The organism is Mycobacterium sp. 2-64, assembly GCF_035918375.1.
GTDB lineage: Bacteria > Actinomycetota > Actinomycetes > Mycobacteriales > Mycobacteriaceae > Mycobacterium > Mycobacterium intracellulare.
This window is the reverse complement of sequence record NZ_CP142361.1, coordinates 1,716,483-1,733,301: the sequence shown is the minus strand read 5'-3', so window position 1 is coordinate 1,733,301 and position 16,819 is coordinate 1,716,483. Positions and strand designations below refer to the sequence as shown.

Annotated in this window: 19 protein-coding genes; 5 read left to right on the top strand and 14 right to left on the bottom strand. The window is 71.1% G+C overall.

What is annotated here, in order from left to right; translation table 11 throughout:
* Positions 1–42: 42 nt before the first annotated feature.
* The 6 genes from QGN31_RS08440 to QGN31_RS08415 all read right to left on the bottom strand — a co-directional run bounded on the left by QGN31_RS08440 (position 43) and on the right by QGN31_RS08415 (position 6,304).
* The gene (locus QGN31_RS08440; protein WP_008258570.1) at positions 43–1,203 is read right to left on the bottom strand and encodes an acyl-CoA dehydrogenase family protein; all 1,161 of its coding nucleotides are present in this window, start codon (positions 1,201–1,203) and stop codon (positions 43–45) included.
* Positions 1,204–1,324: 121 nt separating this feature from the next.
* Positions 1,325–2,746: a GTPase HflX gene (gene hflX, locus QGN31_RS08435; RefSeq protein ID WP_014380603.1), complete on the bottom strand. Its 1,422-nt coding sequence runs from the start codon at positions 2,744–2,746 to the stop codon at positions 1,325–1,327.
* 52 nt (positions 2,747–2,798) lie between these two features.
* Positions 2,799–3,665, bottom strand: a complete 867-nt coding sequence (gene dapF, locus QGN31_RS08430; protein ID WP_014942560.1) for a diaminopimelate epimerase — start codon at positions 3,663–3,665, stop codon at positions 2,799–2,801.
* A gap of 4 nt (positions 3,666–3,669) precedes the next feature.
* Positions 3,670–4,587 (bottom strand): tRNA (adenosine(37)-N6)-dimethylallyltransferase MiaA, encoded by a 918-nt coding sequence (gene miaA, locus QGN31_RS08425; protein ID WP_009955011.1) that lies wholly within the window; start codon positions 4,585–4,587, stop codon positions 3,670–3,672.
* A gap of 8 nt (positions 4,588–4,595) precedes the next feature.
* A complete protein-coding gene (locus QGN31_RS08420; RefSeq protein ID WP_014382926.1) occupies positions 4,596–5,288 on the bottom strand; it encodes a hypothetical protein in 693 nt (230 codons plus the stop codon).
* Positions 5,289–5,329: 41 nt separating this feature from the next.
* The gene (locus QGN31_RS08415; protein ID WP_014380607.1) at positions 5,330–6,304 is read right to left on the bottom strand and encodes a DMT family transporter; all 975 of its coding nucleotides are present in this window, start codon (positions 6,302–6,304) and stop codon (positions 5,330–5,332) included.
* Between the two features lie 404 nt (positions 6,305–6,708).
* Here QGN31_RS08415 and QGN31_RS08410 point away from each other — a divergent pair, with 404 nt between their 5' ends.
* Positions 6,709–8,046, top strand: coding sequence for a DUF349 domain-containing protein (locus QGN31_RS08410; protein ID WP_008258580.1), 1,338 nt, complete (start codon positions 6,709–6,711; stop codon positions 8,044–8,046).
* Here the strand turns inward: QGN31_RS08410 and QGN31_RS08405 are convergent.
* The 4 genes from QGN31_RS08405 to recA all read right to left on the bottom strand — a co-directional run bounded on the left by QGN31_RS08405 (position 8,043) and on the right by recA (position 11,777).
* Entirely contained in the window at positions 8,043–8,660 is a 618-nt protein-coding gene (locus QGN31_RS08405) for an Rv2732c family membrane protein (RefSeq protein WP_014942564.1), read from the bottom strand. The two genes, QGN31_RS08410 and QGN31_RS08405, sit on opposite strands and share 4 nt — an antisense overlap.
* Positions 8,648–10,105, bottom strand: a complete 1,458-nt coding sequence (gene miaB / locus QGN31_RS08400) for a tRNA (N6-isopentenyl adenosine(37)-C2)-methylthiotransferase MiaB (protein WP_233425338.1) — start codon at positions 10,103–10,105, stop codon at positions 8,648–8,650. Before miaB ends, QGN31_RS08405 begins: the two co-directional genes overlap by 13 nt.
* 132 nt (positions 10,106–10,237) lie before the next feature.
* A complete protein-coding gene (gene recX, locus QGN31_RS08395; RefSeq protein WP_008258586.1) occupies positions 10,238–10,759 on the bottom strand; it encodes a recombination regulator RecX in 522 nt (173 codons plus the stop codon).
* On the bottom strand, positions 10,725–11,777 hold the full coding sequence (gene recA / locus QGN31_RS08390) for a recombinase RecA (protein ID WP_008258595.1): 1,053 nt from the start codon (positions 11,775–11,777) through the stop codon (positions 10,725–10,727). The genes recX and recA overlap by 35 nt, the downstream gene beginning before the upstream one ends.
* A gap of 229 nt (positions 11,778–12,006) precedes the next feature.
* On the opposite strand from recA, the gene QGN31_RS08385 reads away from it, so the two are divergent.
* The gene (locus tag QGN31_RS08385) at positions 12,007–12,666 is read left to right on the top strand and encodes a (2Fe-2S)-binding protein (RefSeq protein WP_014942566.1); all 660 of its coding nucleotides are present in this window, start codon (positions 12,007–12,009) and stop codon (positions 12,664–12,666) included.
* 34 nt (positions 12,667–12,700) lie between these two features.
* Positions 12,701–13,339: a flavodoxin family protein gene (locus tag QGN31_RS08380; protein WP_043955155.1), complete on the top strand. Its 639-nt coding sequence runs from the start codon at positions 12,701–12,703 to the stop codon at positions 13,337–13,339.
* 10 nt (positions 13,340–13,349) lie between these two features.
* On the opposite strand, the gene QGN31_RS08375 is transcribed toward QGN31_RS08380, so the two are convergent.
* Genes QGN31_RS08375 through QGN31_RS08365 form a run of 3 tightly spaced genes read right to left on the bottom strand, consistent with a single transcriptional unit; the run spans position 13,350 to position 15,076 of the window.
* Positions 13,350–13,544, bottom strand: coding sequence for a DUF3046 domain-containing protein (locus tag QGN31_RS08375; RefSeq protein WP_407558019.1), 195 nt, complete (start codon positions 13,542–13,544; stop codon positions 13,350–13,352).
* A gap of 52 nt (positions 13,545–13,596) precedes the next feature.
* Complete coding sequence (locus tag QGN31_RS08370; protein ID WP_193375510.1) at positions 13,597–13,869, bottom strand: hypothetical protein; 273 nt, start codon at positions 13,867–13,869, stop codon at positions 13,597–13,599.
* Between the two features lie 40 nt (positions 13,870–13,909).
* On the bottom strand, positions 13,910–15,076 hold the full coding sequence (locus QGN31_RS08365) for a glycosyltransferase (RefSeq protein WP_043955796.1): 1,167 nt from the start codon (positions 15,074–15,076) through the stop codon (positions 13,910–13,912).
* A 52-nt stretch (positions 15,077–15,128) separates the two neighbouring features.
* Here QGN31_RS08365 and QGN31_RS08360 point away from each other — a divergent pair, with 52 nt between their 5' ends.
* Both QGN31_RS08360 and QGN31_RS08355 read left to right on the top strand, forming a co-directional pair.
* Entirely contained in the window at positions 15,129–15,560 is a 432-nt protein-coding gene (locus tag QGN31_RS08360; RefSeq protein WP_009956010.1) for a limonene-1,2-epoxide hydrolase family protein, read from the top strand.
* A gap of 13 nt (positions 15,561–15,573) precedes the next feature.
* Positions 15,574–15,972, top strand: coding sequence for a DUF5313 domain-containing protein (locus tag QGN31_RS08355; RefSeq protein WP_014942570.1), 399 nt, complete (start codon positions 15,574–15,576; stop codon positions 15,970–15,972).
* Between the two features lie 32 nt (positions 15,973–16,004).
* On the opposite strand, the gene pspM is transcribed toward QGN31_RS08355, so the two are convergent.
* Positions 16,005–16,814: a phage shock envelope stress response protein PspM gene (gene pspM / locus QGN31_RS08350; RefSeq protein ID WP_014942571.1), complete on the bottom strand. Its 810-nt coding sequence runs from the start codon at positions 16,812–16,814 to the stop codon at positions 16,005–16,007.
* Positions 16,815–16,819: the final 5 nt, after the last annotated feature.

Below are 16,819 nucleotides of genomic sequence, written 5' to 3'. Positions count from 1 at the left end.
CGGGGCGTTCGCCGACTGGACGACGATCCGTTAAACGAAAAGCTATACGCCGAGGCTGCGGCCGATGATTTCCTTCATGATTTCGGTCGTGCCGCCGTAGATGGTTTGCACCCGGGCGTCCAGATAGGCACGGGCGACCGGGTATTCGCGCATGTAACCGTAGCCGCCGTGCAGCTGCAGGCAGCGGTCGATCAGGTGCACCTGCTTTTCGGTGCAGTACCACTTAGCCATTGCGGCCTGCTCGGCGGTCAGCTTGTGGTCCAGGTGCAGGCGAACGAATTCGTCGACCATCATGCGCACCACGGTCGCCTCGGTCGCCAGCTCGGCGAGCACGAAGCGGCTGTTCTGGAAGCTGCCGATCGGCTTGCCAAAAGCCTTGCGCTCCTTGGTGTATTGCAGCGTCTGCTCCAGCACCTGCTCCATCGCCGCGGCGGCCATGATGGCGATCGAGATCCGCTCCTGGGGCAGGTTCTGCATGAGGTAGATGAACCCCATGCCCTCTTGGCCCAGCAGGTTCTCGGCCGGCACCTTCACGTCGGTGAACGACAGCTCGGCCGTGTCCTGCGCGTCGAGCCCGATCTTGTCCAGGTGCCGTCCGCGCTCGAAGCCTTCCATCCCACGCTCGACGGCGAGCAGGGAGAAGCCCTGGGCGCCCTTGTCCGGATCGGTCTGCGCGACGACGATGACCAGGTCGGAGTTGATCCCGTTGGTGATGAACGTCTTTGAACCGTTGAGCACGTAGTGGTCGCCCTGCTTGACCGCGCGGGTCTTGATGCCCTGCAGGTCGCTGCCGGTGCCCGGCTCGGTCATCGCGATCGCCGTAATCAGTTCTCCGGTGCAGAATTTCGGCAGCCAGCGCTGCTTTTGCTCCTCGGTCGCCAGCGCCAACAGGTACGGCGCCACGATGTCGTTGTGCAGGCCGAAACCGATGCCGCTGTAGCGACCGGCGGTGGTCTCCTCGGTGATGATCGTGTTGTACCGGAAATCCGGGTTACCCCCGCCGCCGTACTCCTCGGGCACCGCCATGCCCAGGAAGCCCTGCTTGCCGGCCTCGAGCCACACGCCGCGGTCGACGATCTTCGCCTTCTCCCACTCGTCGTGGTACGGCGCGACGTGGCGCTCGAGGAAGGCCCGGTAGGACTCGCGGAACAGGTCGTGCTCTGGCTCGAAAAGAGTGCGCTGGTATTTGATGGCGCTGCTCATGGAATAGACCTCCGGCGACGGTGATTTCTGCAGCCCAACATATACCAACCGGACGGTTGGTCGGCAGCTGGCGGGTCGGCGCCGGCGGTGCGCTGGGGAATCGGCCGCTACGGCCGACGGCTCAGCGGGCGGCGAACTCGCGCAGCCGGCCGGCCAAGGCGACCGGGACCCGGGCCTTGATCCGGGTGCCCTCGGCGTCGTGCTCCTCGTGCTGGACGCGTCCGTCGGCGTGCAGGCGGGCCACCAGGTCCCCGCGGTGATACGGGATCACCACGTCCACGGCCGTGTCGGCGGGCACGGCCAGCTCGGCGATGCGGCGGCGCAGGGCGTCGATGCCCTCGCCGGTGCGCGCGGAGACGAACACCGCGCCCGGCAGCGCGTGGCGGAGCTTGGCCAACGCCAAATCGCTTGCGGCGTCGACCTTGTTCACCACCAGCAGCTCGGGCGGGGGCGCGCCGTCATGGTCGGCGATGACGTCGGTGACCACCTGCCGGACCGCATTGATCTGCGCCAGCGGGTTGACGTCGGAGCCGTCGACGACGTGCACCAGCAGGTCGGCGTCGACGACCTCCTCCAGGGTGGAGCGGAAGGCCTCGACGAGCTGGGTGGGCAGGTGCCGGACGAACCCGACGGTGTCGGTGAGCACGAACGAACGTCCTTCGTCGAACTCGGCGCGCCGCGTGGTGGGCTCCAGGGTGGCGAACAGCGCGTCCTGCACCAGCACCCCGGCGCCGGTCAGCGCGTTGAGCAGGCTGGACTTGCCGGCGTTGGTGTAGCCGACGATGGCGATCGACGGCACGTCGCTGTGCAACCGGCGGCTGCGCTGGGTGTCGCGGACCTGCTTCATGTCCTTGATCTCGCGGCGCAGCTTCGCCATCCGCTCGCGGATGCGCCGCCGGTCGGTCTCGATCTTGGTCTCACCGGGACCGCGCAGGCCCACACCTCCCCCGCTGCCGCCGGCGCGGCCACCGGCCTGCCGCGACATCGACTCACCCCAACCGCGCAGCCGCGGCAGCATGTATTCCATCTGGGCCAGCGACACCTGCGCCTTGCCCTCCCGGCTCGTGGCGTGCTGGGCGAAGATGTCCAGGATCAGCGCGGTGCGGTCGATGACCTTGACCTTCACCGCCTTCTCCAGCGCGGTCAGCTGAGCCGGGGACAGCTCACCGTCGCAGATGACGGTGTCGGCGCCGGTCGCCAGCACCACCTCGCGCAGTTCGGCGGCCTTACCCGAGCCGATGTAGGTCGACGGGTCGGGCTTGTCGCGGCGCTGGATGAGCCCTTCGAGCACCTGGGAGCCGGCCGTTTCGGCGAGGGCGGCCAGCTCGGCCATGCTGGCCTGGCTGTCGGCGGCGGTGCCGTCGGTCCACACGCCCACCAGGACGACCCGCTCCAGCCGAAGCTGGCGGTATTCGACCTCGGTGACGTCGGCGAGCTCGGTGGACAGGCCGGCGACGCGGCGCAGCGCCGACCGATCCTCGAGGGCGAGTTCGCCCGTGCTGGGCTCCGTGACCGCGTGATCGCGAAATTCGGGATGTGTCATAGGCAATAAGAGATGATGCACGCAAAGTCGGTGGCGTGCATCTGATTTAACGCTACTGTTCGCGCCACCATTCCTCGCTGATTTCTCCGTGGGCCACCAGTACCGACGGCCCCCGCAGGTAGCTGGTGGCGTCGGTGATGGTGACGACGACCTCGCCGCCCGGCACCCGGACGGTCAGCGTGCCGGTGTCCGCCCCGGTGCCGGCCAGCGCGGCGACCGCGGCCGCGACCGTTCCGGTGCCACACGAGCGTGTTTCGCCGACCCCCCGCTCGTGGACGCGCATGTGCACCGCCCCGGCGTCCGGTGCGGTGAGGATCTCGACGTTCACCCCGTCCGGGAATTGGGCGGGGTCGAAACTGACCGGCGCGGCCACGTCCAGCGCGGCCAGCGCGTCGACGGTCAGGTCGGGGTCGACGCAGGCCAAGTGGGGATTGCCCACATCGATCGCCACGCCGGAAAACCGCCGCCCGCCCAGGACGGCGTCGCCCGGGCCGAGCGTGTTGGCCTTGCCCATGTCGACGCTGATGTCGGCGGTGGTCCCGTCGACGCGATGCACGGTGACCGGCCGGGGGCCGGCCAGCGACCCGACGACGAAATCGTCGCGGTCCTCCAGCCCGCTCGCGCGCAGGTAGTGGGCGAAGACCCGCACGCCGTTGCCGCACATTTGGGCGATGGACCCGTCGGCGTTGCGGTAGTCCATGTACCAGTCGTCGGCGGCCACGCCGTCGGGCAACCGGTCCAGCACGCCGGCCGCGGCGGCGGCGCCGGCCGTGGTGACCCTCAGCACCCCGTCGGCGCCCAGCCCGCGTCGCCGGTCGCAGAGGGCGGCCACCCGGGGCCCGGTCAGGCTCAGCTCGGCCGCCGGGTCGGGCAGCACCACGAAGTCGTTCTGGGTGCCGTGGCCCTTTGCGAATTTCACCAGTTCAGGATACGTGCCGCCACGCGCGTACCGCGCCGTCGACGAGCCCGGCGCGATCGTCGGCGTTGAGCCACTGCACCCGGTGGTCGCGCCGGAACCACGAGCGCTGCCGTCGCACGTAGCGGCGGGTGCCCACGAACGTCTGCTCCCTGGCCTCGCGGAGTCGATCCGGGCCGCCACCGTCGTCGAGCGCCGCGATCACCTGCGCGTAGCCCAGGGCTCGCGAGGCGGTGACCCCGTCGCGCAGGCCGTGCTCGAGCAGCGCGGTGACCTCCCCGACCAGGCCCTGGTCGAACATGGCGTCGGTCCGCTTGGCCAGCCGGTCATCGAGAATCGTTGTGTCACAGTCCAATCCGATGATGGCGGTGTCCCATCGCGGGGCGCCGATCCGGGGCGCGGAGGCGGCGAACGGCCGGCCGGTCAGTTCCACCACTTCCAGGGCCCGCACCGTGCGGCGCGCGTCGGTGGGCAGGATCGATGCGGCCGCGGCGGGGTCGCGACGGGCCAGCTCCGCGTGCAGCTCCCCCACCCCGACCTCGGCCAGCCGCCGCTCCCAGCGTGCGCGCACGGCGGGATCGGTGGCGGGAAACGACCAGTCGTCGAGCAGCGACTGGATGTAGAGCATCGAGCCGCCCACGATGATGGGCACCGCGCCGGCGGCCGCGATCGCCTCGATGTCCGCGGCGGCGGCTTGCTGATAGCGGGCGACGGTCGCGGTCTCGGTGACGTCGAGGACGTCGAGCTGGTGATGCGGAATGCCGCGGCGCGCGTCGACGGCCAACTTGGCGGTGCCGATGTCCATGCCCCGATACAGCTGCATCGCGTCGGCGTTCACGATCTGTGCGCCCAGCCGCTCCGCGATGTCGAGGGCCAGCTGCGACTTGCCCGTTCCGGTGGGACCGATGATGGCCAGTGGTCGCACGGCCACCGTCACAGCTGCCAGGCGCCGGCGAAGTAGCCCACCCCGTAGGGCGCCCCCCGGTACAGCTCCTTGGCGGATCGGGGCCCCGGCTCGGCCAGGCCGGCCAGCACCTGAAAGGCGACCCGCCCCAGGATCTGGGGCGGCAGGCGGGTCAGCGCCGCCACGTCGCCGTCGGCGAGCGCGTCGTTCAGGGCCTCTTGCGCGGGCGCGTTGTCCGGGTGGTGTCCGCCGGGGGCGGACGGGGTCAAGGTGTTGGCGCCGTCGGCGACGACCAGCACTCCGATCGGCTCGGGCAGCCGGTCGATCTCGGTTCGCAGTTCGCGGCCCCGGCGAAGCGCCGCGGTGGCGCCGTGGTCGCCGCGGTAGACGCGGACCCGCGCGCTGGCCTGCGGCTGCGCCCGGCCGCGCACCCAGCCGCCCAGCAGCGCGCACACCGGGAGTGCAAGTGGCTCGGGCTCGTCGCCGTCCTGCGGTGACAACCGGACACGCACGTCAACTCCGAAACCCGCGAACGTGCCCGCGGCGTCGGGACCGAATTCCTCGTCGGCGGGGCCGGTCCCGATGATCACCCAGCGTTCGGGCAGCAACGCGGCCGCCGCGAGCGTCGCCGCGACCAGATCGGCCACCTCGGCGGCGGCCGCCCCGGCAAGTTCGGGAACAAGCACCGGCGCCGACGGGACGATGGCAATGGCGCTCAGCACGCCACCAAACTAACGTGATCGGGCCGCCACCAGCGAACCAGTCAGCAGCGTGGGCCGTCGGCGACCACCAGGCACTCGCCGTAGGGACCGAGGCTCTCTTCGGCGGATGCGTCCCGGGCCCGCTTTCTTCGCGGTGCGCCCCCACCGGATTCGGTCCGGTCGACGGCGGCGGCCTCGCCGCGCGCCAGCGCGATGGTCGCGACGATCACCACCGACACCGCGGCGACCAGCACGAACGACTCGGCCCCGCTGGCGTTGACCGTCTCGCCCAGCACCAGCACTCCGAGCAGCCCCGCGACCACCGGCTTGGCGACCGTCATCGTCGGCAGCGACGCGGTCAGCGTGCCGGCGCGGAATGCCGATTGCTGGAAGATCATCCCGGCCAGCGCCACCAGCAGCCAGGGCACGAACTCCGGCGAGGTCAGCACGCGCGCGACGCCGTGCTCGGACATTTCGACGATGCCCTTGGTCAACACCGCGAACAGCGCCAGCGAGGAACCCGCCACCACCGCGAGCAGCACCGCCGCGAACGGGCTGCCGGACCAGATTCGCGCGGCCACCACGCAGCCCACCAGCAGCGGCGCCATGACCAGGGCCACGATGATCCAGGTCTGCAGCGGCGCGCGCTGGTGGCCGGACTCCGGGTCGCCGACGATGATGACCACCGCCAGCCCGGCCGCCAGGACCAGCGCCCAGATCCATTCCCGCGGCTTGACCCGATGATGGGCGAGCCGCGCGTAGATGGGGAGCGCGAAGAGCAGCGCGGTCACCTGCAGGGCCGTCACCATGACCACCGAGCCCCACGCCAGGGCGGCGGCCTGCAGGCTGTAATTGGTGACCGCGGCCATGCCGCCGAGCCACCATCGCGCGTCGCGCAGCGACATGCGGAACAGTTCGAGGTGCCCGACCTGCTTGTCGGTGATCTCGTGCGCGGAGCGCTGACGGATCACGTCGCCGATCGCCGATGCCAGCGCCGCGCACAAGGCAATCAACGCTGCGACATCAACTTTCGACATATCCCCGACCCCCAGAGCTCACGACCGTCCGACCCAGCTTTCCCCGGGGCGCAAGCGAATACACGCACATTTCGCGTTCAGTTCAGATACAAATCTATGACGTTTCACACGTCCGGCCGCGCCGCGGGCGATCCTTCGATTATTACTTCAGCAATCTATGTGACCGCTTGGATAACTCTAAGAGAACATCACAGGTAGCGCGAGCCGACGCGGCCGCCCCGGTTCCCCGCCCCGAATACCAAGGTGGCGGCGTGTGGTCGCGCAAGCTGCTTGAATACTGTTAGGCGCCTGCTGGGAAAACCCGGGTGGGACGTCCGCAGATGCAAGAGACGGTGCCGCTACGCGCGGCCAGGCGCGCGGTACGCCAACCGCGCGGAAGGTTGCGAAAGGGTAGTGACGAGCGCATGACGGCTGACCAGCCTCGCGACGAATCGGCCCGGCCGGTGCCACGTCCGGGGCCGCGTCCCGGTCCGCGGCCCGCGGGCTCGGGGTCGCGGCCGGCCGCTCACCCGGTCGTGGTGCCGCCCCCACCCAGCGATCCGCACCAGTTCGGGCGCGTGGACGACGACGGCACGGTGTGGCTGATCAGCGCCGCCGGCGAGCGGATCGTGGGCTCCTGGCAGGCCGGTGACCGCGAAGCGGCGTTCGCCCACTTCGGCCGGCGATTCGACGACCTCGCCACCGAGGTCACGCTGATGGAGGAGCGGCTGGCCTCGGGGACCGGGGACGCGCGCAAGATCAAGGCGCACGCGTCCGAGCTGGCCGAGACGCTGCCGACGGCCGCGGTGCTGGGCGATATCGACGCCCTGGCCACCCGGCTGGCCAGCATCGCCGAACACGCCGAGGCGACCGTCGCCGCGGACCGCTCCCGGCGCGAGGAACATCGGGCCGCCCAGACCGCCCGCAAGGAGGCGCTGGCCGCCGAGGCCGAGGAGTTGGCCGCCACCTCGACGCAGTGGAAGGCCGCCGGCGACCGGCTGCGCGCGATCCTCGACGAGTGGAAGACCATCACCGGCCTGGACCGCAAGGTGGACGACGCGTTGTGGAAGCGCTATTCGGCGGCCCGCGAGGCCTTCAACCGGCGGCGGGGAGCCCATTTCGCCGAGTTGGACCGGGAACGCTCGGGAATCCGCCAGGCCAAGGAGCGGCTGTGCGAGCGGGCCGAGGAACTCTCCGATTCGACCGACTGGACGGCCACCAGCGCGGAGTTCCGCAAGTTGCTCACCGAATGGAAGGCGGCCGGGCGGGCGACCCGGGAGGTCGACGACGCGCTGTGGCGGCGCTTCAAGGCCGCCCAGGACGTGTTCTTCACCGCGCGCAACGCGGCGACCGCGGAAAAGGACGCGGAGTTCCGCGCCAACGCGACGGCCAAAGAGGCGCTGCTGGCGGAGGCCGAAAAGCTGGACACCAGCAACCACGACGCCGCCCGGGCTGCGCTGCGCTCGATCGTCGAGAAGTGGGACGCGATCGGCAAGGTCCCGCGGGAGCGCACCGCCGAGCTGGAGCGCCGGCTGCGCGCGGTCGAGAAGAAGGTGCGCGACGCCGGCGAGGCGGATTGGTCGGATCCCCAGGCGCAGGCCCGGGCCGAGCAATTCCAGGCGCGCGCCGAGCAATACGAACAGCAGGCCCAGAAGGCCGCGGCGGCGGGCCGGGCCAAAGAGGCCGAAGAGGCCAAAGCCAACGCCGAACAGTGGCGGCAGTGGGCGCAGGCGGCCGTGGAGGCCCTGAGCCGCAAGTCCTAGCGGGCGCCGCCCGATCCGGTACCGCTTGCGGGATCGTCGCGCGGGCGGTCCAGGTCGTCCAGCAACGAGGTCGACTGCTGCTGGGAGGCGGCGCGGCGGCGCTGCTCCTCGGCGGCGAGCTGCACGATGGTGCGCTGCCACACCACGCGCGCCCAGTGGTAGATGAGCAGCAGCACGGTGATCCAGGCGACGATCAGGCCCCACCCCGGCCCCGGGTGCCCCGCGGCCACGGTCTGACGCGACCAGATCGCCAGCATGCCCGCCGCGCCCGCGATCGCCGAGCCGGCGAGCGCAACCCAGGCCAGCGCCCAGCGCCGGGTCACCAGCGCCAGCATCGAAAAGCCCACGCCGAAGACCAGCGCCAGCCAGGCGAACACCCGCGACGGCAGCGCGACCGCGGCCGCGCCGGCGCCGTGGCTCCCGAACAGCACGTCCCAGCCGCGCACATCGCCGGTGTGCGGCAGGATGAACGACCCGAGCAGCACGAACACCAGGATCGACACGAAGAACCCCCGCGGGCCGGGGTCGATCCCGCGCGCCACCCGGCGTTCGGCGGCCTCGATCTCGGTGCGCAGGGCGCCAAGTTGTGTGTCGTCTTTTTTCATCGTGCACATCCCAGGGGTTGGGCCGGGCCGGCGGGCGGACCGACGGCGGGCATGCCCAGGCCGATGCCGCGCGGGCGCCGCCCGGCGGCGTGCGCGTCACCCGCCCGGGTGCGGCGATGGGTCAGGATGCCCGCGTCGGCGATGAGGTGGTGGGGTGCGGCCCCGGTGATCACCGTGGTGATGACGTCGCCGGGGCGCGGCCGGGTGTCGGCGGACCCGCGGGCCGCGTCGCCGACGGCGAAGTGAACCAGCCGGCCGTCGCGCGCCCGCCCGCTCATCCGGGCGGTGGCGGTGTCCTTGCGCCCCTCGCCGGTGGCGACGAGCAGTTCGACGGTTTGGCCGACCAGGGCCTGGTTGCCCTGCAGCGAGATCTCCTCCTGCAGCGCGACCAGCCGCTCATAGCGTTCCTGCACAACGGCTTTCGGTAGCTGACCGTCGAGGTCGGCGGCGGGGGTGCCGGGCCGCTTGGAGTACTGGAAGGTGAAGGCGGCCGAGAACCGGGCCCGGCGCACGACCTCCAGCGTGGCGGCGAAATCCTCCTCGGTCTCACCCGGGAACCCGACGATCAGATCGGTGGTGATGGCGGCGTGCGGCATCGCCGCCCGGACGCGGTCGATGATGCCGAGGTAGCGCTCGGCGCGATACGAGCGCCGCATCGCGCGCAGCACCCGGTCGGACCCGGATTGCAGCGGCATGTGCAGGGCGGGGCACACGTTCGGCGTCTGCGCCATGGCCTCGATGACGTCGTCGGTGAATTCGGCTGGGTGCGGCGAGGTGAACCGCACCCGCTCCAGCCCATCGATCTCGCCGCAGGCGCGCAGCAGGCGGGCGAAGGCGCCGCGGTCGCGCGGCAGCGCGGGATCGGCGAAGGACACCCCGTAGGCGTTGACGTTCTGGCCCAGCAGCGTGACCTCGAGCACGCCGTCGTCCACCAGCGAGGCGACCTCGGCCAGGATGTCGTCGGGGCTGCGGTCGACCTCCTTGCCCCGCAGCGACGGCACGATGCAGAACGTGCAGCTGTTGTTGCACCCGACCGAGATGGAAACCCAAGCGGCGTAAGCGGATTCGCGGGCGCTGGGCAGCGACGACGGGAACTCCTGCAGCGCCTCGGCGATCTCGACCTGGGCGACCTTGTTGTGCCGGGCCCGCTCGAGCAGCGTGGGCAGCGACCCGATGTTGTGGGTGCCGAAGACGACATCGACCCACGGCGCCTTGCGCAGCAACGCGTCCCGGTCCTTTTGCGCCAGGCAGCCCCCGACCGCGATCTGCATCTCGGGATCGTCGCGCTTGCGCGGGGCCAGGTGGCTGAGGTTGCCGTAGAGCTTGTTGTCGGCGTTCTCGCGGACCGCGCAGGTGTTGAACACCACCACATCGGCGTCGGCGTCCTCGGCCGCCCGCTGGTATCCGGCCGCCTCCAGCAGGCCCGCCAACCGCTCGGAATCGTGGACGTTCATCTGGCAGCCGTAGGTGCGGACCTGGTAGGTGCGCGCCGGTGCGGCGCCCCGCGCCACCGCCTCTCGCACCGTCGAAGTCACGGGGCCATGGTACGGCGGGCGGTCGGCGCGGGTGAAACCGCACGTCACCGCCTAGACGCGGCGGCGCTCCCGCTCGGCGGCCAGCTCGGCGAACACCACCTCGCACGCCAGGTTCTGGCTGTAGCCGCGGCGCGCCAGCATCCCCACCAGCCGCCGCGTCACCCGCGCGTCGTCGTCGCTGAGCGTCTCGCGGCGCAGCTTGGACCGGACCAGCTGTTCGGCCCGGTCCCGCTCGGCGCCGGCGTCGATGCCGGCCAGCACGGTGGTGATCACCTCGTTGTCGACGCCCTTGGTGTGCAACTCGGCGGCCAAGGCGCGCTTGCTCTTTCCGGCGTGCGCGCGGCGGGACCGCACCCACTGCTGGGCGAAGTCGGTGTCATCGATCAGGCCGACGGAGGCCAACCGGTCGAGCACCCGCTCGCTGACGTCGTCGGGATAGCCCCGCTTGGCCAGCCGGCCGCGCAGCTCGGCCCGGGTGCGCGCTCTCGCGGTGAGCAGGCGCAGGCACAGCGCCCGCGCCTGCTCCTCGCGAGAGGGATCAGAAATCGACGGGGGCGGGCAGGACGCTGTCATCGGACAAGTCATCGGTCACGACCGCGCCAATGCCGAGCTTTTCCTTGATCTTCTTCTCGATCTCGTTGGCCACTTCGTCGTTCTCCATCAAGAAGGTGCGGGCGTTCTCCTTGCCCTGGCCGAGCTGCTCGCCCTCATAGGTGAACCAGGAACCGGACTTGCGGATGAAGCCCTGATCCACCCCCATGTCGATCAGCGAGCCTTCCCGGCTGATGCCCCGGCCGTAGAGGATGTCGAACTCGGCCTGCTTGAACGGCGGCGACACCTTGTTCTTGACGATCTTGACCCGGGTGCGGTTACCCACCGCGTTGGTGCCGTCCTTGAGGGTCTCGATCCGGCGAACGTCCATGCGCACCGAGGCGTAGAACTTCAGCGCCTTTCCGCCCGTGGTGGTCTCGGGGCTGCCGAACATCACGCCGATCTTCTCGCGCAGCTGGTTGATGAAGATCGCGGTGGTGCCCGAATTGTTCAGCGCGCCAGTCATTTTCCGCAGCGCCTGGCTCATCAGCCGGGCCTGCAGGCCGACGTGGCTGTCCCCCATCTCGCCTTCGAGCTCCGCGCGCGGCACCAGCGCCGCCACCGAGTCGATGACCAGGATGTCCAGGGCGCCGGAGCGGATCAGCATGTCGGCGATCTCGAGGGCCTGCTCCCCCGTGTCGGGCTGGCTGACCAGCAGGGAATCGGTGTCCACGCCGAGCTTCTTGGCGTACTCCGGGTCCAGGGCGTGCTCGGCGTCGATGAAGGCCGCGACGCCGCCGGCGGCCTGGGCGTTGGCCACGGCGTGCAGGGCGACGGTGGTCTTACCCGAGGATTCCGGGCCGTAGATCTCCACGACCCGGCCGCGGGGCAGGCCGCCGATGCCCAGGGCCACGTCCAGTGCGATGGATCCGGTCGGGATGACCGAGATCGGCTGGCGCATCTCGTCGCCGAGACGCATTACCGAGCCTTTGCCGTAGCTCTTTTCGATCTGGGCCATCGCCAGTTCGAGAGCCTTCTCGCGATCGGGGGCTTGCGCCATGGTGTCTCTCCTATAGTCGGTGTTCGTCTGACCGGTATCGGTCGGTTGGCGGTGACACTAGAGAAGCCCACCGACAAGTTGACTGGCCGAACGCTCCCCACACTAGCCGAACAGGTGTTCGATTCAAGTCTGACACGCCGTTCATCGCCATCGCGTGTGGCAACATCGGCCACCGAAAGGCGTCGACGGGGCTTCGCGGCGGATTTCCTCAAGAGGCGGGCGCGACGCGATGGACATCTCCACCGAGCTGGCCGAAACGGCTTCCTATGGAGGCTTTTTCGCCCTGACCGTCGGCGGCGACGCGGCGGGATGGCATCCGGTCACCCAGTCCTACGCCGACGGCTGCGCCGACCTGATCGACGCCACCGCCCGGCGCTACCGCACGACCGACCTGCGGATCGGCGCCTCGCTGGTTCACCTCGGCCACGCCACCCGGCTGTGGTCGCCGGTGCTCGCGTGCGCGATCGGCCACCGCGTCCTCCCCCGGCTCGACGACCTGCAACGCGCTGACGACGGCGCGCAGCTACGACTGCCCCGACCCGTCGGGATGCCCGCCGATTCACCGGACGCGCTGTATCGCGCCGTGGTGAGCGAGCACATGCGCCCGCTCGCCGCCGGCCTGCGGGTCAAGCTGGCGCCGGCGCTGCTCGCGGGCAACATCGCCTCCGCGCTGGTGGGCGCCGCGCGGGCGCTGCTGACGGCGCGGCCCGACCTGCGCCGCGCGATCGCCGAGACCACCCGGTCCCTGCTGGACACCGGCGTGCTGGCCGGATCCGGCGTGATCACCGGCCCGCGGCTGGGCTTCCGGCGCCGCAGCTGCTGCCTGTTCTATCGCCTGCCCGACGGCTCGTTGTGCGGCGACTGCGTGCTGCACCGGACGCCGCGGTAGGGCCGGGCGCCGTTTGGTGCCGCCGCGCCGGGGTATGTGGCCCACCATGGCCCCGACCTCAGCACCGTCCCTGCGCGCCCTCGCGCTGGTCTGCTCGTTGAAGAAGAGCCCCGCGCCGTCCAGCAGCGACCTGCTCGCCGACCAGTTGCTCGATCAGCTGCGCGGCGCAGGCGTCCAGGGCGAGAAGGTGCGGTGCGTGGACCTGGCGCTGCTGCCGGGTGTCGAGGCCGACATGGGGCCGGGCGACGAGTGGCCGGCGGTGCTGACCAAGATCAAGGCGGCCGACATCGTCATCGTGTCGACGCCCACCTGGGTCGGGCACATGTCCAGCGTCGCGCAGCGCGTCCTGGAGCGCCTGGATGCCGAGCTGTCCGACACCGACGACGCGGGACGGCCGGCAATGGTGGGCAAGGTGGCCCTGGCCGCGGTCGTCGGCAACGAGGACGGCGCGCACAAGATCGTGGCCGACCTCTTTCAGGCGCTCAACGACATCGGGTTCTCGATCGCCGCGCAGGGCTGCACCTACTGGAACGGCGAGGCGATGCAGGGCACGGACTACACCGACCTCGACGACGTCCCGGACGCGGTCGCGTCCGCCACCGCCAACGCGACCCGCAATGCCGTGCACCTGGCCACGGTGCTGCGGCAAAACCCTTATCCGGCATACGAATAACGCGCGCGAGTCACCACTGCTCGTGGGGCACGTCGAAGTCGACGCACAACGCCCGCCAGACGTCGCGGGGCTCGATGCCCTCCTCGATGGCCTGGGCGGCCGTCCGGCCGTCGAAACCGGTCAGCACGTGATCGACCAAAACCGATGACCCGTAGGTGGAACCGAAGCGCAGCACCACCCGCTCGTGAAACTCCGTTAGCCGCACGCCAGTGAACATACCCAGCGGGCATGGATCGGACACCCGGGCGCAACGCCGGTCACCGCCAGCTGGCCGGCAGGTCGATGATGTGATTCGGGCAGTCCTCCTGGACCGCGAGGGACATGGTGTCGCGGGCGTGTTGCGCCGACATCGTGGCGCGCAGTCGCATGAAGGCGTATTCGGCCGGCGTGAGTCCCTGCTCGGCGGCGGCGGGATCGTCCATCAACTGACAGGCCTGCTGCTCCTCGGGGCTGTCGGCGCGCGCGACGCCCGCCCCGACCACCGGCCCCGCCAGCAGGGCGCCGGCCGTTACCGCCGTGATCATCCTCATTGCGTGCCTCCCGCCGAAGCATAAGGCGGTGCGGGGCGGATCATCCGGCCACCGTCAGCGCGTCGTGGCACACCGCGACCGGGTCGGCGACGTCGGCGATGCCGGCGGCGGCCCGCCGCGCCGCGGCCCGGTAGCCCGGCACTGCCAGCACGTCGTTGACCGCGGCCACCAGCGCGTCGGCGCTCAGCGGACGAACCAGCCGCGCGCTGCCCTGGCGGACGACCCGGTTGGCGATCTCCCACTGGTCGCCGCCGCCGGGCACCGCGACCAGCGGCACCCCCGCCAGCAGCGTCTTGGCCACCATGCCGTGCCCGCCGCCGCAGATCACCACGTCGGCGTGCGTCAGCAACTCGGCCTGGCTGCCCAGCCCGGCCACCGCCCACGGCGGCACCGTCAGCTCCGCCCCGCCCAGCCGCGAGACCACCACCCGCGCCCCCGGCGGCAGGGTGTCCCCCGGTATCAGGCAGGCCAGCGCCACCTCGGCCAGGCCTTCGGTGCCGGTCGACGCGGTCGACGGCGCGACCACGACGACGGGCCCGGACCCCGCGGGGATGTCCAGCGCCCGGTCGGTCGGCTCGAAGTGCAGCGGGCCCACCAGCACCGCCTCCGGCGGCCAGTCCGGGCGGGGCACCTCGCACGCGGGCAGCGTGGCGATCAGCCTCCGCAGCGGCCCGGGGTCGGCGGCCGGCAAGCCGATCTCGGTGCGCACCGCCGCGCGCTGCCGCAGGCCCGCCCGCCAGGAGCGCGCGGTGAGTGCGCGCATCGCGGCGTCGCGCAGCCGGCCGCGGATGCCCGTTCCCGGCGCCAGCCCGCTGCCGATCGGGGGCAGGCCCTTCGACGGCAGGTACAGCGGATGCGGATTGAGCTCGATCCACGGGATCCCCAACAGCTCGGCGGCCATCCCGCCGCCCGCGGTGATGACGTCGGAGACCACCAGGTCGGGCGCCAGGTCGCGCAGCGCGGGCACATTGAGCACGGCCATCCGCGCGGCGCGCCGGTGGATCCTGGCCCCGGCGTCGACGTCGTCGTCGGTGGCCACCAGCCCGTCCAGCGCGACGGCGTCGATGCCGGCGCCGCGGGCGGTGTCGATCCATTCGGCGCCGGTGAACAGCGTGGGCTCGTCGCCCGCCTCGGCAAACCGCCGGCACAGCGCGATCGCCGGGAACGAATGCCCGGGATCGGGCCCGGCGACCACGGCGACACGCATCGGGTTCACCCTGCCACAGCGCACGGCCGCCACGCTCGCCTACGCTGGCAAGATGACCGAGCTGACTGGGACAACCGTGGCGAACACCCGCACGGTCGAGGGATTCCTGAACGCGCTGCAGGACGCCGATTACGAGGCCGCCGATGCCGCTTTGGCCGACGACCTCGTCTACGAAAACGTCGGCCTGCCCACCATCCATGGCCGCGCCAGGGCCATGAAGCTGTTTCGCCAGATGGAGGGCCGCGCGGCCTTCGAGGTGAAGATCCACCGCATCGCGGCCGACGGCGGCGCGGTGCTCACCGAACGCACCGACGCGCTGATCTTCGGCCCCCTGCGGCTGCAGTTCTGGGTGTGCGGCGTGTTCGAGGTGCACAACGGGCGAATCACGCTGTGGCGGGACTACTTTGACTTTTTCGACATGCTCAAGGCCACCGCGCGCGGCCTGGCGGCGCTGGTGGTGCCGTCGCTGAAAGCGGCGTTCTGAGCGGGGCACGACGATGAACCGGGACGCCGCGCGCACGCGGCCGAATTTCTGGCAGTTCGTCCGCTATTGCTGCGGTGGCCGGCTACCGGACTCGATGCGCGACTGGGTGCGCAACGACCTGGCCGGCAAGGGCGCGAGCGCGCGGATGATGCGCCGCGTGGCGGTGCCGGCGGTGGTGGTGCTGGCGCCGTTCTGGTTGATCCCGACGACGCTCGACGTGCATCTGAGCATGACGCTGCCGATTCTCATTCCGTTCGTGTACTTTTCGCACGCGCTGAACAAGGTGTGGCGGCGCCACATGCTGGCCGTGCACGATCTGGATCCCGAGTTGGTCGACGAGCTGGCCCGCAAGCGCGACGCCCGCATGCACCAGTCGTACATCGAGCGCTACGGCCCGCGCCCGGAAGATTAGCCCTACGGTGACGACCCGCTGCGCCCGGAAGACTAGCCGGCGCCGCGCAGTCCGCCGAGTTCGTCGAACGCCTGCGCCCAACCGAGTAGGCGGTCGGTCGCCCCGGCCAGCTCCGCGCGGTAGCGCTGCGACTCGGTGAGCCCGTCACCGTTGGCCGAGGACACCAATTGCGCTGCGGCGGTGACCATTTCGTTGTATTGGCGAACGCCGGCGCTCAGTTGCGCGGTGAACGCGTTGATGGTGGGCACCAGATACGACCGCGACTGTTCGCTGGCCTGCGCCGCCCGCTCCATCGACACCACCTGCGCGGCCGTGGACGCCATGGCCGCCGAGGTCTTGGTGGCGGCCGCGGTCAGGTCGCGGATCTCGGCCGTCGGCAACATCGCGCCCCGCTCCAGCACGGCCACCAGCGAGAAGAATCCGCGTTCGGAGGCGCCCAGCGCGTACATGGCGGGGCGCGCCGCCGAACCCGGCGGCGGCAGCCGGCGCGCGGTCGTGGTCCGGGGCACCGGCAGCGGCTCGGACCGCAGCCAGCGGTAGCGCAGCAGCACCAAGGTGGCCGGAATGGCCATGACGACCGCGACCCCGCCGGTGATCTCCAGCAGCAACGCGAACCATCCCCAGGCCGCGAGCAAGATCGTCACCACCGCCCAAAACGCGCACCCGGCGGCGAAGATCAGGCCCCACCGCAGCGCGCGGCGGCGACGGCGCAGCTGGCGTGCGCGCGGATCCGCGGCCGCGCTGATCTTGCGGGCCACCAGGTCGGAAACGTCGGCGGCGGTGGCCAATCCGCGGTGCAGCAGCGCGCGCCACAGGCGGGGCCGCGGCGCGTTCACCGCCATGAGAC